Consider the following 16,071-nt stretch of genomic DNA (forward strand, 5'->3'; position numbering starts at 1 on the left):
ATTTGGGAGGAAAAAATGGACATTTTAGATGCTAAATTTGTAAAGGAAATGTGCGACACAACAGCTAATATGTATAGACTTGGCTGGGATGAAAGAAATGGCGGTAATATTAGTTATTTGCTTGAGGAAGAGGAAGTAGCTAAATATCTAGATTTATCAAAAATTTCTAGATTTATTGATATGGGGTTTAAGGCAGATCCTCTAATTGGAAAGATTTTTATTGTTACAGGTACAGGTAAATATTTTAAAAATGTTTCAAAAGAACCACAGAATAATCTGGGAATTATAAGGATTGCTAAAGATGGTCATAGTGCAGAGCTTCTTTGGGGCTTTGAAGATGGCTCTAAATTTACAAGTGAACTTCCGGCTCACTTAATGAGTCACATGGCAAGATTATCTGTGGACCCTGAAAATAGAGTAATTATCCATTCTCATCCAACTAACACTCTTGCTATGAACTATATTCATGAGTTAGATGAGAAGAAATTTACTCATACTTTATGGGAAATGTGCACTGAATGTATAGTGGTTTTCCCAGATGGGGTTGGTGTCCTTCCTTGGATGCTTTGTGGCACTAATGAAATTGGTGAAGCCACAGCCAAGAAAATGAAGGAGTTTAGACTTGTAGTTTGGGCTCTTCATGGAATTTATGGTGCTGGCAAAAATCTTGATGAGACCTTTGGACTTATTGAGACAGTTGAAAAGGCAGCCCAGATTTATATGTTAACAGAGGCTACAGGCAAGGAGAAAATTAACACTATAAAGGATGAGGATATGGTTAAGCTTGCTGAGCACTTTGGTGTGAATTACAGACGAGACTTCTTGGAATTGCAGGAGGAGTCAAGGCAGGGGGTGACGGACATTGCATCTGGCTATTAACTCCTTATAGGACACGCTTTCGCTAAGCTAGCAGCCTAGTGGATACTAAAAAAAGGAGGGTCTAGTTTTACTAGCCCCTCCTTTTTAAGTACCAAGGCTGCTAGAATTGTCCTATAAAAAGTTATAGCCAGATTTCATTCATGTTACACCTCCTGGACTTTAGCTCCTGGGAGGGTGGGATACGGCAAATACGCTTCGCTGTTTGCCTACCGGAAGGGGAACGAGGCCGGAGGGTGGGATACGGCAAAAGCGCCTGCGGCTGTTTGCCTACCGGGAGGGGAGTAAGAGACGGACGGCAAAAACGCCTTCGGCTGTTTGCCTGGTGTGGGTCCGGGAGTGTGGCGTTTGCTAGGTTGGTGAAATTGCCCTAATGCTTAGTTTTTCTTTGTTTTGGGCAATTTTTCTTGAATTAGAATTTATCGTTTTTTTAGGTGTTTGCCCTAAACAGGAAATTTTTTTCCGTTAGGGCAATAAATTTGCTGTTTTACAGACTTATTTTTTTACTAAATTGCCCTAATTGAAGAAATTATCAAGAAAAAGATTAAGAATAGATATGGGAAAAGCGGATTTGTTGCCTTAAATTGATTTTTTTCTTCATTTTGGGCAAAAAATCGAAAAAACAAAGTAAAACCAAGCGGGTATCTTCTAAACTTCCCGCCGCCCCCAGAAGCTAAATTCCCCAGAAGCTAAAAAGCTTCTTGTCATTTTTTTCCATAATCCTTATATACTTTTTATTTATAATAAATCTAACATATGCTATAATTTACATATAAATAAAGTTAGATATCTTCTTGGAGGGTGAAGAATCAAACTATAAATCGTGATTGGAGAATTGAATATGGCTAAGAAAAAGTGTGTTACAAAGACCTACGTATTAGACACCAATATCTTAATTCAACAGCCAAATTCCATTTATGGCTTTGATGATAATAATGTGGTGATTACGTCAACAACTTTACAGGAGCTTGATAGGAAGAAAAGTGCACCGGGTGAAGTTGGTTATCATGCAAGAGAAGCAATAAGAATCATTGATTCATTAAAAAATGATGGAGATTATCTAAAAGGTATACCACTTCCTCGTGGTGGTAAATTTATTATTGATCCAGACGGAATTAATAAGGATAATTTGCCACAGGGGTATAGTATTGAAAAGCCGGATAATAGAATTATAAGTTCAGTAATTACAAGGGCTAAGAGTTGTGATGATCCGGTTATTTTAATTACAAATGATGTATCTATGCGAATTAATGCTATTTGTTGTGGCGTTGAAACACAGGGTTATCATAATGAGGAAATTGATAATGAGGAAGACATTTACACAGGAAGATGCGAGGCTTATGTTGATGGAAAATCATTTAATGAGTTGATTACTGGAGGCAGTGTAGGGGTCCTTGATGGATTCAAGTTTTATGATGATGACCAAAGAGAAGTAAAAGTGGAAGAAAATGAATTTTGTCTTGTAAGAAATGCAGAAAGTCCAGCAGATAAGACAGCTCTTGCAATTTGTAGAGCTAATGTTTTATATAGAATTAAAGATAATTTGCATCCATTTGGTATTACAGGAAAAAATGTGGCACAAAAATTCGCACTTTATGCCTTAATGGCGCCACCTGAAGAGATTCCCCTTGTGATTTTAAGAGGGCCTGCAGGATGTGCAAAGACGTTCCTTTCACTGGCAGCAGGTCTTGATGAAAGTTATTCTCAGGGCGGCAGAGGGGATGTAAGATATCAGAAAGTCATGATTACAAGAAATAATGTCTTATCTGATGCTGATATTGGATATTTGCCAGGAACTCTTGAAGAAAAAATGGGACCACTTGTGGCACCTTTTATTGATAACCTTGAGGTTTTGCTTAAGGCTAATGAAAAAAATGAGTCTATGGATATGATCCATACTCAGATTGATGACTTGTTAGAGGATGGAATCCTTGAAATTTGTTCAATGGCATATATGCGAGGCCGCTCAATTACAGGTTCTTATCTAATTATTGATGAAGCACAAAATGCAACAGTTGGACAAATCCTTGAAATAATTTCAAGAGCTGGTATGGGAACAAAGGTAATCGTAGCCGGAGATCCTGATCAGATTGATAATCCAAAGCTTGATAAAATAAACAATGGCTTAGTCTTTGCGGCTGAAAAAATGCGTGGAAGCACCCTTTGTGCACAGCTAACATTTGATAGAAATGAATCAGTTCGAAGTCCACTAGCCATGGAAGCAGCAAAAAGATTGACTCTTTAATAGCTGATAGCTGCTTTAGTAGTTTTGATAGTTTGTAAAAAAAGGACCGGGAAGATACCCTCTTGGTCCTTTTAAAGTTTTATGAAAAAATTACAGCAGATTTTAACCTTTTTTCTTATACACATGCCTTCTAAGAAACATATTAATTTCTGCTCCAATAAATATTATAATCATGCAGAAATAACACCACATTAAGGCAATAATTAGGGTTGATAGTCCAGCATACATAGTGGAGAAACTAGGGGATTTGTCTACCCATAATGAGAAGAAGTAGGATAGGAAAAACCAACCTAAGGAGCTAAATAAACCTCCTGGTAACTCCTTTATGAAGTTTGTATTCTTTCTTGAAATAAATGTGTAAACCCCTGTAAAAATAATAGTTAAAACAACAGGAACAGTAACATTTTTACTGTATATAAGGGTTCCAAACACAGTTGAAAGAATTGGCACGTGGCTTAAGTATTTTAGGATGAATCTAAAAATGTAATTACCAAAAACCATAATACATAAGCTTGCAGCAACAATTATTACAAAAAGAATTGCAAATAAACTAGCAAGAATTCTTAAGATTAACCAATTTGAAAATTTTTCAATTTCATAAATTTGGTGCAATCCCTTTAGAATAGCAAAAAATCCCTTTCCCGCAGCCCATATTAAAGTTATAGCTGTAACAATAGTAATAGTGGTGTGGGAATTATAAATTCCAGTTAGAATCTGCTGTGATAGGCCATGCAGAGAGGTTGGAATTATGGGTTTTATGTATTCAAATAAATAATCTTTATCAAAGGGCAAAAATCTAATAATGCTCAAAAGTGCCATTAAGAAAGGAATTATACTAAGTATAATAAAGTAGCTAGCACTTGCAGCGTAATCAGAAACTCTGTCTTTTGAAAGCTTTGCTATGCAATCTGTAAAAATGGTGTAAAAGGGCTTCTTTTTTATCTCTTCTCTAGCATTATATATTCTTTTTTTCATTCATATCTCCCCATTTTATTTGTGCAAATCTTTTTTGATTTTATTTTTTATAAATAACATAAATATAATTATATTATTCATTATAGCGAAATTTCTTAATCTTGCAATAATTGGCTATTTTCGTTAAAATAAAAGGGTTGTGTAGAAGCGATATTAATTGTGAAAGGATGGAAGTGATACAATCACTTTTTTGTTAGAATTATGAGTATAAGAGTAAAATTACAGGTGTTTGAAGGACCACTTGACCTTTTACTTCACTTAATAGATAAGAATAAAGTTAATATTTATGATATTCCGATTTCTATGATTACTGAGCAGTACATGGAGTATGTGGATGCTCTAAAGGACGAGGACTTAGACGTGGTTTCGGAATTCCTTGTTATGGCTGCTACCCTTCTTGATATTAAGGCTAAGATGCTTCTTCCACGTGAAGTTAATGAAGAGGGAGAGGAAGAAGATCCAAGAAAAGAATTGGTTGAAAAACTGCTTGAATACAAGCTATATAAGGCTATGGCAATGGAGCTAAAGGATAGACAACTTGATGCTAATAGACTTTATTACAGAAAGGAAAATATTCCTAAAGAAGTTAAAGAATATACACCACCAATTAATTTGGATGAGGTTGTAAAAGACTTGGATTTAACTAAGTTAAATGCTATTTTTAATGATGTGCTTCGTCGTAAAGAGGACAAGATTGATCCTGTTAGAAGTAAGTTTGGAAAAATCGAAAAAGAAGAGGTTTCAATGAGTGAAAAACTTGTTGATATAAAAGCCTATATGAAAAATTATAGTGAGTTTAGCTTTAGAGAATTACTAGATGCTAATTCGTCAAAAGTTGCTGTAATTGTTACTTTTTTAGTTATTCTTGAACTTATAAAGACAGGTTTTGTGACTGTAACTCAGGCAAGTGCACAAGATGATATTTTTATAAAAGTAATTAATGATCCTGATTTAATCGAGGATATAGAGGAGGACTAAATTGATGACGATAGAACAGTCAGAAGCTGTTATTGAAGCGGTTTTGTTTACTATGGGTGATTCAGTGTCAGCAGATTCATTAGCACTTGCCATTGAACATGATGTAGAAACAACAATTAAGCTTATTCATAATATGATGGACAAGTACGAAGCCGAGGATAGAGGAATTCGTATTATTGAGCTTGATGGAAAATTTCAGCTTTGCACAAAGCAGGAATATTATGACAACTTAATTAAGGTTTGCTCACAGCCTCGTAAGTACACTCTTACAGATGCGGCCCTTGAGACATTGTCAATTGTTGCTTATAAACAACCAATTACTAAGATAGAAATAGAAAAAATCAGAGGAGTTAACTCAGACCACAGTGTTAGTAAGCTTGTAGAGCTTAATTTAATTAAAGAAGTAGGTAGACTTGATGCACCAGGTCGTCCAATGCTTTTTGGTACAACTGAGGACTTCTTAAGAAGCTTTGGTGTTTCTTCAATTGAGGAACTTCCAGCTATTTCAGAGGATATGGTGGAACAGTATAAAGAAGAGGCAGAGCTTGAAATTGCCAATGAAGATTTTGCTAATGAAATTGATTCAGGTGATGAACAATTAACTTTGAATATTTAATTTACATACACAATGTATGGTTAGGAGTGTTTATGCTAGAAATTAAGAATCTTACATACCAGGTTGAAGATGAAAAAGACGCAACTAAAGAGATTATAAATGGCCTGGATTTAACAGTTGAAGATGGAAAATTTATTGTAATTACTGGACCTAATGGCGGTGGTAAGTCTACACTTGCTAAGCTTATTATGGGTGTTAATAAGGCAACATCTGGTCAGATCTTATTAGATGGAGAAGATTTAGTAGGCCTTAATATTACAGAAAGAGCAAAGCGTGGCGTTAGTTTTGCCTTCCAGGCACCAGTGCATTTTAAGGGAATTAGAGTTGTGGATTTACTTAGACTTGCTGCAGGTAAAAAAATTACAACAATAGAGGCTTGCGAGTACCTATCAAAGGTTGGCTTATGTGCTAAGGATTATATTAATCGTGAAGTTAATTCATCACTTTCAGGTGGAGAATTAAAGAGAATTGAAATTGCAACAGTACTTGCAAGGGGTACAAAGCTTTCTATTTTTGATGAACCAGAAGCTGGAATTGATTTATGGAGCTTCCAAAACCTTATAAAGGTTTTTGAAAATATGAGACAGGAAATAAAGGGTACAATTATTGTTATTTCCCATCAGGAACGTATTTTAAACATAGCTGATGAGATTGTTGTTATTGAAGATGGTAAGGTTAAGAAAAAGGGTCCTAAGGAAGAAATTTTACCAGAACTTCTTGGAACAGGTGCAGCTAGTATTGCTTGTAATAAATTAGGAGGTAACAACTAATGGAGATTAATGCTATTCAGAAAAATATTTTACATGAGGTTGCCAATTTAGATAGTATTCCTCAGGGTGCTTATAATATTCGTGCTAATGGAAAAAGTGCTGCAAGAAACACTACAGCTAATATTGATATTGTAACTAAAGAAGACAAGCCAGGAATTGATATTATTATTAAGCCAGGCACTAAGGGAGAAAGCGTTCATATTCCTGTAGTTTTAACAGAGAGTGGCTTAAAGGATATGGTTTATAATGATTTTTATGTTGGAGAGGGCGCAGATGTAACTATTGTTGCTGGTTGCGGTATTTCTAACTGTGGTGATCAGGATTCACAGCATGATGGAATTCATACATTCCATGTAGAGAAAAATGCTAGAGTTAAGTATGTTGAAAAACATTATGGCGAAGGCGATGGCAAGGGTGAACGTATTCTTAATCCTGTAACAACTGTTTATCAGGAAGAGGGAAGTTACGTTGAAATGGAAATGGTTCAGGTAAAGGGTGTTGACTCAACAGTTCGTACTAATTATGCTGAACTTAAAAGTGGTGCTACACTTATTGTTCATGAAGCTTTAATGACTCATGGAAATCAGAAAGCAACATCAGATTACAAGGTAATTCTTAATGGAGAAGGCGCATCTACTGATGTTATTTCACGTACTGTAGCTAAGGATGATTCGGAACAGATTTTTGAAGTCACAATTGAGGGAAATTGCGCATGTCATGGTCATGCTGCTTGTGATTCAATTATAATGGGTAATGCACATGTACTTGCAATTCCAAAGCTTGATGCTAAGAATGTAGATGCTGCATTGGTTCATGAAGCTGCTATTGGAAAAATTGCAGGAGATCAGCTTACAAAGCTTATGACACTAGGCCTTACAGAGGAAGAGGCTGAAGAACAGATTGTTGCTGGTTTCTTAAGATAGAAAGTTAATAGAGGTGCCCACAGCCAGCGGGTTGTGGGAATAACATCATTTCTTTACCGCTATTATTTTTGTAAAAATAAGACATGGGGGGGAGACTTATTTTATGAGTAGGGGAATTAAGTTAGGAATTAAGTTAGTATGGTTACTTTTGCTATGCGTTTTAGTTTTTTCGGGTTGTGGTAAAATTTTTACAAAAAAATCCGATAAGAAAGCTAACACACAAGTAAAAGCGGTGGAAGAAACTGTAGAGGCAGATGAAACTGTAGTATCAGATGAAACTGTAGAAGCAGATGAAACTGTAGAAGCAGATGAAATTGAGTATGCAGAAAAAACTGTAGAGACAGATGAAACTGATGAGGCAAGCCTTACACAGACAAGTAAAGATAACTCTTATCTTGTGGTAATTGATGCAGGACATCAAACCCAGGGGGATTCTAGTCAAGAGCCAGTAGGTCCAGGAGCTGGCACTACAAAAGCTAAGGTTACTGGCGGAACTAGGGGAGTTTATACAGGCCTTTATGAATATGAACTTAATCTATCAGTGGCGCTAAAGCTTCAAGCCGAGCTAGAATCTAGGGGCTATAAGGTTATAATGGTTAGAACGACTAATGAGGTGAATATTAGTAATAGTGAGCGTGCAGCTATAGCAAATGAAGCGAATGCCGATGCTTTTATTAGAATTCATGCAAATGGTTCTTCTGATTCTAGCGTAAGTGGTGCTATGACAATTTGCCAGACAAGTTCTAATCCATATAATGCTTATCTTTATTCCCAAAGCAAGTCACTTTCAACAAATGTGTTAGAGGAATTGGTTGCTGCTACTGGATGTAGAAAAGAATATGTTTGGGAAACAGATACCATGAGCGGAATAAACTGGTGTCAAGTTCCTGTAACTATAGTTGAGATGGGCTATATGACTAATCAGGCAGAGGATAGTTTAATGTCCACAGACAGTTATCAGAATAAAATAGTGGATGGTATCGCAAATGGAATAGATGCTTATTTTGGAATGTAAAATAATTTATGAAAAAAGGAGATATAATTATGAGTGGGGCGGTTTTTGGATTTAGCATTTGGATAATAATAGGTTTTGGAATTGTGTTGTTAGGAATAATAGATATATTTTCAAAAAAACCGGCAGCTTTTTGGGCTAACTCAAAGCCTTTTGAGGTTAAGGATGTAAAAGGCTATAATAGAGCCACAGGATTATTATTTATAGCTTACGGTTTGGTATTTAATTTACTTGGCATTCCACTTTTAATGGGACAGAATAATCCCTTTATAATACTGTCCATGGTTGGAGTTATGTTTGAAACCATTGTGATGATGGCAGTATATAGTATTGTGATTACGAAGAAATATAAGAAGTGATAAAAAAACGAAAAAAATATAATTTAGGGCTAAAGTTTTTATTAAAGCCTGTCGATATAGTTTCTAGATTAGTCTTATTAGGCTTTTCTAGAAACTTTTTTATTGGGTAAATGGATTTACCCTGGTTTACGGAAAGGAGTCCGTTATGAAGGTTGAAACAAGTAATATTTCCTTTGCTACAACACATGAAGAAAGTTCCTATAAGTTTAAGGAATCTGTGAGTATGGATGTTGCAGCATCTAAAGGAGCAGTAATTGCTATTCTTGACTTATCAAAAGAATCTAAGGGCATGACCATGAAGGAAGCCATGCTAAGTTACCAAAAACAAGAAAAAGAGAATCAAAAGAAACAGCGTGAGGAAAATGAAGCAAGAAACCTTATGGATTTGTCTAGAATTTATAAGGCTAACAAAAATTCTAATCAGTATCAGATTAGCGATGAGCTAGATATTAAGATTAAGATGATTAAGGAGATTTTAGCAGCCCTTGCGGGTAAAAAAGTAAGTGGGAATATTATGCGTAATCTTGAAAATGTTAGAAAGGAAGGAACTTCCATGGGAAATTCTAATGAAAATGTGACAGCAGCTTTTTCCCTAAGTTCTAGTAATTTTAACGAATCTTCTTTAGCTACAAGTTTAGTTTCTAGTCCTTCCTCTAATATAGGGCTAAGTAATGGCACTGCCTGGCAGAAAATCACAGCTAGTACAGGTTTTGTATCAGAACATGAAGCTAGCAGTTTTGCTAGTGTTGGAAAAGTTGTGACAGCAGATGGAAGAAGTATTGATTTTAATCTTGAGGTTAGCATGTCTAGAGCTTTTATGGCAGAGACTAATATGCTAGAGGTTAAGGACTATATAAAGATGGACCCTCTTGTAATTAACTTAGATAGCAATATTACTAGCGTTTCTGACCAGAAGTTTTTCTTTGATCTTGATATGGATGGTAAGGAGGAAAATATATCTTTTGCAGGAAAAGGCTCTGGCTTTTTAGCTTTTGATAAAAACAATGATGGAGTTATTAATGATGGTTCTGAGCTTTTTGGAACTAAATCCGGGGATGGTTTTAAGGATTTAGCAGCCTATGATGAAGATGGCAATGGCTGGATTGATGAGAATGATTCTATATTTAATAAGCTAAAGGTCTGGACAAAGGATGATGAAGGAAATGACCAGCTTATTGATTTAAAATCTGCAGATGTTGGAGCAATTTATCTAGATAGTGCTAATTTTCAGTTTAGTTTAAAGGATGCAACTAACAATCTAAATGCAGAAATTAAGAAAACTGGTGTCTATTTAAAGGAAAGTACGGGGGCTGCCGGCACAATTAGTCATGTAGATTTGGTTTTATGATAGGTTTTTGATGAAAATTTTTCATAAATTAAGAGAAATTTAATGCGGACGAACTTTACAATAATCAATCCTGATAGTAAACTTGTTAATGTCATGATTTTAAAATGACTATTGTTTCTAATATGTTTTAATACTTTAAATTAGAAACGTTTCAAAACACATTTTAAACTCGCAAGGGTTTGTACTTTTACAGGAGGAAATTGATTATGGAAAGAGCTAACGCTTGGAAAACTTATGATGAGAAGACTAAGACAGCTGTTTTTGATTTTGCAGAAGATTACAGACAGTTTATTAGTAAAGCTAAGACTGAAAGAGAATGCGTAGAAGAATCTGTTAAGCTTGCTAAGGCTGCAGGTTATGAAGATTTAAATGAAGTTATTAAGGCTGGCAAGACACTTAAGGCTGGCGATAAGGTATACGCTGTTAATATGAAGAAGGCTATCGTTCTTTTTAATATTGGTGAAGAGCCAATTGAGAATGGTATGAATATTTTAGGTGCTCATATTGATTCACCTAGACTTGATATTAAGCAGAATCCATTATATGAAGATACAGATTTAGTATTACTTGATACACACTACTATGGTGGTGTTAAGAAGTATCAGTGGGTTGCTACACCTCTTGCACTTCACGGTGTAGTTGCATTAAAGGATGGTTCAGTTGTTGATGTAACATTTGGTGAAGACCCAACAGACCCTGTACTTGGTGTATCTGACTTACTTATTCATTTAGCTGCTGAGCAGATGGAGAAGAAGGGTAGCAAGGTTGTAGAAGGTGAAGCCCTTGATGTCTTAGTTGGTAGCATGCCAGCTGAGGGTAAGGATGATGAGAAGGAATTAGTTAAGAAGAATATCCTTGCAATCCTTAAGGAAAAGTACGGCATTGAAGAAGAGGACTTCCTTTCAGCTGAACTTACAATGGTTCCTGCAGGTCCTGCTAGAGACTACGGCTTTGATAAGTCAATGATTATGGGTTATGGTCATGATGATAAGTCTTGCTCTTACCCATCACTTATTGCACTTCTTAATTCTAAGAAGTTAAAGAAGACTGGTGTTTGTATCTTAGTTGATAAGGAAGAAATCGGTTCTGTTGGTGCAACAGGTATGCAGTCTAAGTTCTTTGAAAATATGGTTGCAGAACTTATGGATAGATGCGGTGATTATTCAGATCTTAAGCTTAGAAGAGCACTTGCTAACTCATTTATGTTAAGCTCAGATGTATCAGCTGCATTTGATCCAAACTATGCATCAGTATTTGATAAGAAAAATTCAGCATTCTTTGGACGTGGTGTTGTATTTAATAAATACACAGGTGCTCGTGGTAAGTCAGGTTCTAACGATGCTTCAGCAGAGTATGTTGCTAAGGTAAGAAAAATCTGTGATGATAACAAGGTTAACTTCCAGACAGCAGAACTTGGTAAGGTAGATGCAGGTGGCGGCGGAACAATCGCTTACATCTTAGCTAACCTTGATATGAATGTAATTGATAGTGGTATTGCAGTTCTTAATATGCATGCTCCTCATGAAATTATTTCTAAGGCTGACCTTTGGGAAGCACTTAAGTGCTACGAAGCATTCTTAAAGGATGCCTAAAATTACTTGATATAACTACACTTTTAGGTTAAAATTAGATAGCTTAATTACAACAAGCCCTGATTTAGAATAATTAGGGCTTGTTATTTTGTGTAGATAGTAAAAAATTAGTTTTAAATCACATATAGGTAAAATTTAAAAATAAAAAGGAGATACGCTATGAAGTGGAATAAATATTCAATAAAGACTACAACTGAGGCAGTTGATTTAATTAGTGCTTCGTTATCAGAACTTGGCATTGAAGGAATCGAAATCTGTGACAATGTTCAATTAACACAGGAAGAGGCTAAATCAATGTTTGTTGATTTTATTCCAGATTTGCCAGAGGACGATGGAAGCGCTGTTGTTAATTTTTATTTAGATTCAGATGAAGATGACCATACAATTCTTGATAAGGTTAAGGAAGAAATTGAAGGTCTTAGAATTTTTTGTAATATTGGTGAAGGTACAATTACAGAATCTGAAACAGAGGATAAGGACTGGATTAACAACTGGAAGCAGTACTGGCATACATTTAACATAGGTGATCTTTATATTAAACCAACATGGGAAGAAGTAACTGAGGAAATGAAGGGCCATCCAATCCTTTCAATTGATCCAGGAACTGCCTTTGGTACAGGTTCCCATGAAACAACTCGTCTTGTTATTAGACAGCTTCAAAAGTATGTTAAGCCAGGAGATGAGGTTCTTGATGTAGGTTGTGGTAGTGGTATTTTATCAGTGGTTGCTCTAAAGTATGGCGCTGGTCATGCATTTGGTACAGACCTTGATCCTAATGCTATTATTGCAAGTCATGAGAATGCTGATCAGAATGATATTTCCCATGAACAGTTAGAAGTAATTGAGGGTAATATTATTGATGATAAGGCTATTAAGGACGCTTGCGGATATGAAAAATACGACATTGTCTGCGCTAACATATTAGCTGATGTTCTTGAACCTCTTTCAACATGTATTCATGAACATATGAAAGTTGGGGCTTATTTTATTACATCAGGTATTATTGATATGAAGGAAGAAGAGGTTGTTACTGCATTTAAGGCTAATCCTCATCTTGAAATTGTAGAAGTAAACCATGATGGTGAATGGGTTAATGTTACAGCTAGAAGAGCTAATTAAGGAATAGGTGTAGATTATGTATCATTTTTTTGCAGAACATGAGAATACTTTTGAAGAAGAAGGCTATATTAATATAGTTGGTGGCGATGTTAATCATATTAAGAACGTTCTTCGTTTAAAAATAGGTGACGAAGTATTAATTAGCACAGGCGATAATATTGATTATAGCTGCCTTATAGATAGTTTATCAGATGATCTTGTAAGAGTAAGCATTAAAGAGAAAAAAGAAAAAACTAACGAATTACCTATAGAGGTTTATCTATTTCAAGGCCTACCTAAGCAAGATAAGATGGAACTTATTATTCAAAAATGTGTTGAACTTGGTATGAAGGGTTTTTACCCTGTAGCCATGAAAAGATGTATTGTTAAGCTTGACAAAAAGAAGGCAGACAATAAAATTAAACGTTGGAATGATATCTCTCTTAGTGCGGCTAAACAAAGTAAGAGAAGTATTATACCAGAGGTTTATAACGTTCTTGACTTTAAGGATGCATTAAAGGAAGCTGGTAAACTTGATAAGCTAATTTTGCCATATGAGTGTGCAGATGGCATGACCCATACAAAAGATGTGGTAAATTCAATTAAGCCAGGAGATAAGGTTGGTATTTTTATCGGGCCGGAAGGTGGCTTTGATAGAGATGAGCTAGATATGGCTATGGAAGCTGGTTGTGAAATAGTTACTCTTGGTAAGAGAATTCTAAGAACTGAAACAGCTGGTTTAATGTTAATGAGCGTTTTAATGTATAATTTTGAAGAATAATAGTTTGGTAGTTAGTTTGGAGTGTGAAAAATGGAATGCTACTTAGATAATTCAGCAACTACACGTACTGCTGATGAAGTTGTTAAGATTATGATTGAAGCCATGCAGGTGAATTTCGGTAATCCTTCATCTAAGCATATGAAAGGTGTAGATGGTGAAAAATATGTTAAAGAGGCAGCAAGCATTATTGCTAAAAGCCTTAAGGTATTAGATAAAGAGATTCTTTTTACATCAGGAGGTACAGAATCTAATAATACAGCAATTATAGGAACTGCTATGGCTAATAAGCGTAAGGGCAATCATGTAATTGTATCATCTGTAGAACATGCCTCAGTAAAGGAGCCTTTTAATTTCCTTGAAAGAGAAGGCTTTAGGGTAACTTATCTTCCTGTTAATTCAGAGGGTATTGTAGAGTTAGAGGCCTTAAAGGATGCTCTAGATGATGAGACAATTCTAGTTAGCTGCATGCATGTTAACAATGAAATTGGAGCTGTTGAACCAATTGAAGAAATCGGACGTATTGTTAAGGAATATAATCCTGATATTATTTATCATGTAGATGCAATTCAGTCCTATGGTAAATATAAAATTTATCCAAAAAAACTTGGAATCGACCTTTTATCCGTAAGTGGACATAAAATTCATGGACCTAAGGGATCAGGATTTTTATTTATAAAGGATAAGACAAGAATTAAGCCGATTATTTATGGCGGTGGACAGCAAAAGGGAATGCGTTCAGGCACAGAAAATGTTCCAGCAATTGCAGGCCTTGGTAAGGCTGTAGAGCTTATTTATAACGAGTATTTTGATGAAAAAATTAATCATCTTTATGAAATTAAGGATTATTTAATAGATGGCTTAACTAAGATTGAAGATGTTAAGATAAATAGCAAAAAAGGCGATTTATCAGCTCCTCAAATAGTTTCTGCAAGCTTTAAAAATGTTAGAGCCGAAGTGCTTCTTCATGCCCTAGAAGAAAAGGAAATCTATGTTTCTTCAGGTTCTGCTTGTTCATCTAATAAGCCAGGACTTAGCAATACTTTAGTTGCTATTGGCCTTCCAAATGACTTATTAGATTCAACAATAAGATTTAGCTTTAACTATGGAACTAGCAAAGAAGAAATAGATTATACACTTGAGGTATTAAATACATTAGTTCCTCAATTAAGAAGATTTATTCGTAGATAATTGTTAGAAGTGTTTGCAAAGATACAGTAAAGAAAGGAAATAATATGTACAAGGCTTTTTTAATTAAGTATGGTGAAATTGGCGTTAAGGGTAAGAATAGATACCTTTTTGAAGACGCTTTAGTTAGACAGATTAAGCACGCCCTAAAGAATGTAGAGGGTGAATTTGATGTTATTAAAAGACAGGGTAGAGTTTATGCTAAGGTCTTATCTGAAAACTACGATTATGATGAGACAATTGAAGCATTAAAGAGAGTATTTGGTATTCATGGAATCTGCCCAGTAGTTCAAATTGAGGATAATGGATTTGAAGATTTAGCTGCTCACGTAGTTGAATATATTGATAAGGCATATGCAGATAAGAATTTTACATTTAAGGTAGAAGCTCGTCGTGCAAGAAAGAATTATCCTAAGAATTCAATGGAAATCAACATGGATTTAGGCGAGGCTATTCTTAATGCATTCCCTGAAACAAAGGTAGATGTACACAATCCAGAGGTTTTAGTTCAGGTTGAAATTAGAGAAATTATTAATATTTACTCAATTGAAATCCCAGGACCTGGTGGTATGCCAATTGGTACAGCTGGTAAGGCAATGGTTCTTTTATCAGGTGGTATTGATAGCCCTGTAGCTGCATATATGGTAGCTAAGCGTGGTGTTGAAATTGAAGCAACATATTTCCATGCACCTCCATATACATCAGAACGTGCTAAGCAAAAGGTTGTTGATCTTGCTAAAATCGTTTCTAAGTATGCAGGTCCTATTACACTTAATGTAGTAGACTTTACAGAAATTCAGTTAGCTATTTATGAAAAATGTCCACATGATGAATTAACAATTATTATGAGACGTTTAATGATGAGAATTTCAGAAGACTTAGCAAAGCAGAGTGGTTGTAACGGCTTAGTAACTGGTGAATCAATTGGTCAGGTTGCTTCTCAGACAATGGCCAGCCTTACATGTACTAACGAAGTATGTACATTACCAGTATTCCGCCCAGTTATTGCCTTTGATAAGCAGGATATTATAGATATTTCTGAAAAAATCGGAACTTATGAAACATCAATTTTACCTTTTGAAGATTGCTGTACAATTTTCGTTGCAAAACATCCAGTTACAAAACCAAATTTAAGTGTAATTAAGAAGCACGAACACAATCTTGATGAAGTAATTGATGAAATGTATGAAAGAGCAATGAGCACAGTAGAGCGCATTGTATGTGAATAATGTAATAACTAGCGAAGCTAGTTATTATGTAGCGTCAGCCCTTCGCGAAGCGAATCTAATGGCTGATGTTCCCTCTGTCGTAAC

Annotated in this window: 15 protein-coding genes; 14 read left to right on the forward strand and 1 reads right to left on the reverse strand. The window is 35.3% G+C overall.

The window, feature by feature from the left end; genetic code table 11:
- The first annotated feature begins 15 nt into the window (after nucleotides 1–15).
- Nucleotides 16–879 carry a rhamnulose-1-phosphate aldolase gene (gene rhaD, locus T537_RS0101015; RefSeq protein WP_034244085.1) on the forward strand — a complete coding sequence of 288 codons (864 nt, stop codon included), beginning with the start codon at nucleotides 16–18 and terminating at the stop codon, nucleotides 877–879.
- Between the two features lie 838 nt (nucleotides 880–1,717).
- On the forward strand, nucleotides 1,718–3,121 hold the full coding sequence (locus tag T537_RS0101025) for a PhoH family protein (RefSeq protein WP_031555710.1): 1,404 nt from the start codon (nucleotides 1,718–1,720) through the stop codon (nucleotides 3,119–3,121).
- 102 nt (nucleotides 3,122–3,223) lie between these two features.
- On the opposite strand, the gene T537_RS0101030 is transcribed toward T537_RS0101025, so the two are convergent.
- Nucleotides 3,224–4,096: a YihY/virulence factor BrkB family protein gene (locus tag T537_RS0101030; protein ID WP_031555713.1), complete on the reverse strand. Its 873-nt coding sequence runs from the start codon at nucleotides 4,094–4,096 to the stop codon at nucleotides 3,224–3,226.
- A gap of 201 nt (nucleotides 4,097–4,297) precedes the next feature.
- Here T537_RS0101030 and T537_RS0101035 point away from each other — a divergent pair, with 201 nt between their 5' ends.
- The 12 genes from T537_RS0101035 (at nucleotide 4,298) to thiI (ending at nucleotide 15,987) form a co-directional block, all read left to right on the forward strand.
- The gene (locus T537_RS0101035) at nucleotides 4,298–5,074 is read left to right on the forward strand and encodes a segregation and condensation protein A (protein ID WP_027437617.1); all 777 of its coding nucleotides are present in this window, start codon (nucleotides 4,298–4,300) and stop codon (nucleotides 5,072–5,074) included.
- Between the two features lie 4 nt (nucleotides 5,075–5,078).
- Nucleotides 5,079–5,690 carry an SMC-Scp complex subunit ScpB gene (scpB, locus tag T537_RS0101040; RefSeq protein ID WP_034210248.1) on the forward strand — a complete coding sequence of 204 codons (612 nt, stop codon included), beginning with the start codon at nucleotides 5,079–5,081 and terminating at the stop codon, nucleotides 5,688–5,690.
- Between the two features lie 32 nt (nucleotides 5,691–5,722).
- Nucleotides 5,723–6,460: an ABC transporter ATP-binding protein gene (locus T537_RS0101045; RefSeq protein ID WP_027437615.1), complete on the forward strand. Its 738-nt coding sequence runs from the start codon at nucleotides 5,723–5,725 to the stop codon at nucleotides 6,458–6,460.
- Nucleotides 6,460–7,383, forward strand: a complete 924-nt coding sequence (locus tag T537_RS0101050; RefSeq protein WP_027437614.1) for a SufB/SufD family protein — start codon at nucleotides 6,460–6,462, stop codon at nucleotides 7,381–7,383. The genes T537_RS0101045 and T537_RS0101050 overlap by 1 nt, the downstream gene beginning before the upstream one ends.
- A 103-nt stretch (nucleotides 7,384–7,486) precedes the next feature.
- Nucleotides 7,487–8,398: an N-acetylmuramoyl-L-alanine amidase gene (locus tag T537_RS0101055; protein WP_197018728.1), complete on the forward strand. Its 912-nt coding sequence runs from the start codon at nucleotides 7,487–7,489 to the stop codon at nucleotides 8,396–8,398.
- Nucleotides 8,399–8,427: 29 nt separating this feature from the next.
- The gene (locus tag T537_RS0101060) at nucleotides 8,428–8,754 is read left to right on the forward strand and encodes a hypothetical protein (protein ID WP_031555723.1); all 327 of its coding nucleotides are present in this window, start codon (nucleotides 8,428–8,430) and stop codon (nucleotides 8,752–8,754) included.
- A 145-nt stretch (nucleotides 8,755–8,899) separates the two neighbouring features.
- On the forward strand, nucleotides 8,900–10,102 hold the full coding sequence (locus T537_RS12265; protein ID WP_051637128.1) for a hypothetical protein: 1,203 nt from the start codon (nucleotides 8,900–8,902) through the stop codon (nucleotides 10,100–10,102).
- Between the two features lie 206 nt (nucleotides 10,103–10,308).
- On the forward strand, nucleotides 10,309–11,694 hold the full coding sequence (locus T537_RS0101070; protein WP_031555737.1) for an aminopeptidase: 1,386 nt from the start codon (nucleotides 10,309–10,311) through the stop codon (nucleotides 11,692–11,694).
- Between the two features lie 159 nt (nucleotides 11,695–11,853).
- Nucleotides 11,854–12,813: a 50S ribosomal protein L11 methyltransferase gene (prmA, locus tag T537_RS0101075; RefSeq protein ID WP_027437610.1), complete on the forward strand. Its 960-nt coding sequence runs from the start codon at nucleotides 11,854–11,856 to the stop codon at nucleotides 12,811–12,813.
- Between the two features lie 16 nt (nucleotides 12,814–12,829).
- On the forward strand, nucleotides 12,830–13,573 hold the full coding sequence (locus T537_RS0101080) for an RsmE family RNA methyltransferase (protein ID WP_031555740.1): 744 nt from the start codon (nucleotides 12,830–12,832) through the stop codon (nucleotides 13,571–13,573).
- Nucleotides 13,574–13,603: 30 nt separating this feature from the next.
- On the forward strand, nucleotides 13,604–14,761 hold the full coding sequence (locus T537_RS0101085) for a cysteine desulfurase family protein (protein ID WP_031555743.1): 1,158 nt from the start codon (nucleotides 13,604–13,606) through the stop codon (nucleotides 14,759–14,761).
- A gap of 44 nt (nucleotides 14,762–14,805) precedes the next feature.
- On the forward strand, nucleotides 14,806–15,987 hold the full coding sequence (gene thiI / locus T537_RS0101090) for a tRNA uracil 4-sulfurtransferase ThiI (RefSeq protein ID WP_027437607.1): 1,182 nt from the start codon (nucleotides 14,806–14,808) through the stop codon (nucleotides 15,985–15,987).
- Nucleotides 15,988–16,071: the final 84 nt, after the last annotated feature.

The sequence above is a fragment of the Lachnospira multipara LB2003 genome, from assembly GCF_000702205.1.
GTDB lineage: Bacteria > Bacillota > Clostridia > Lachnospirales > Lachnospiraceae > Lachnospira > Lachnospira multipara_A.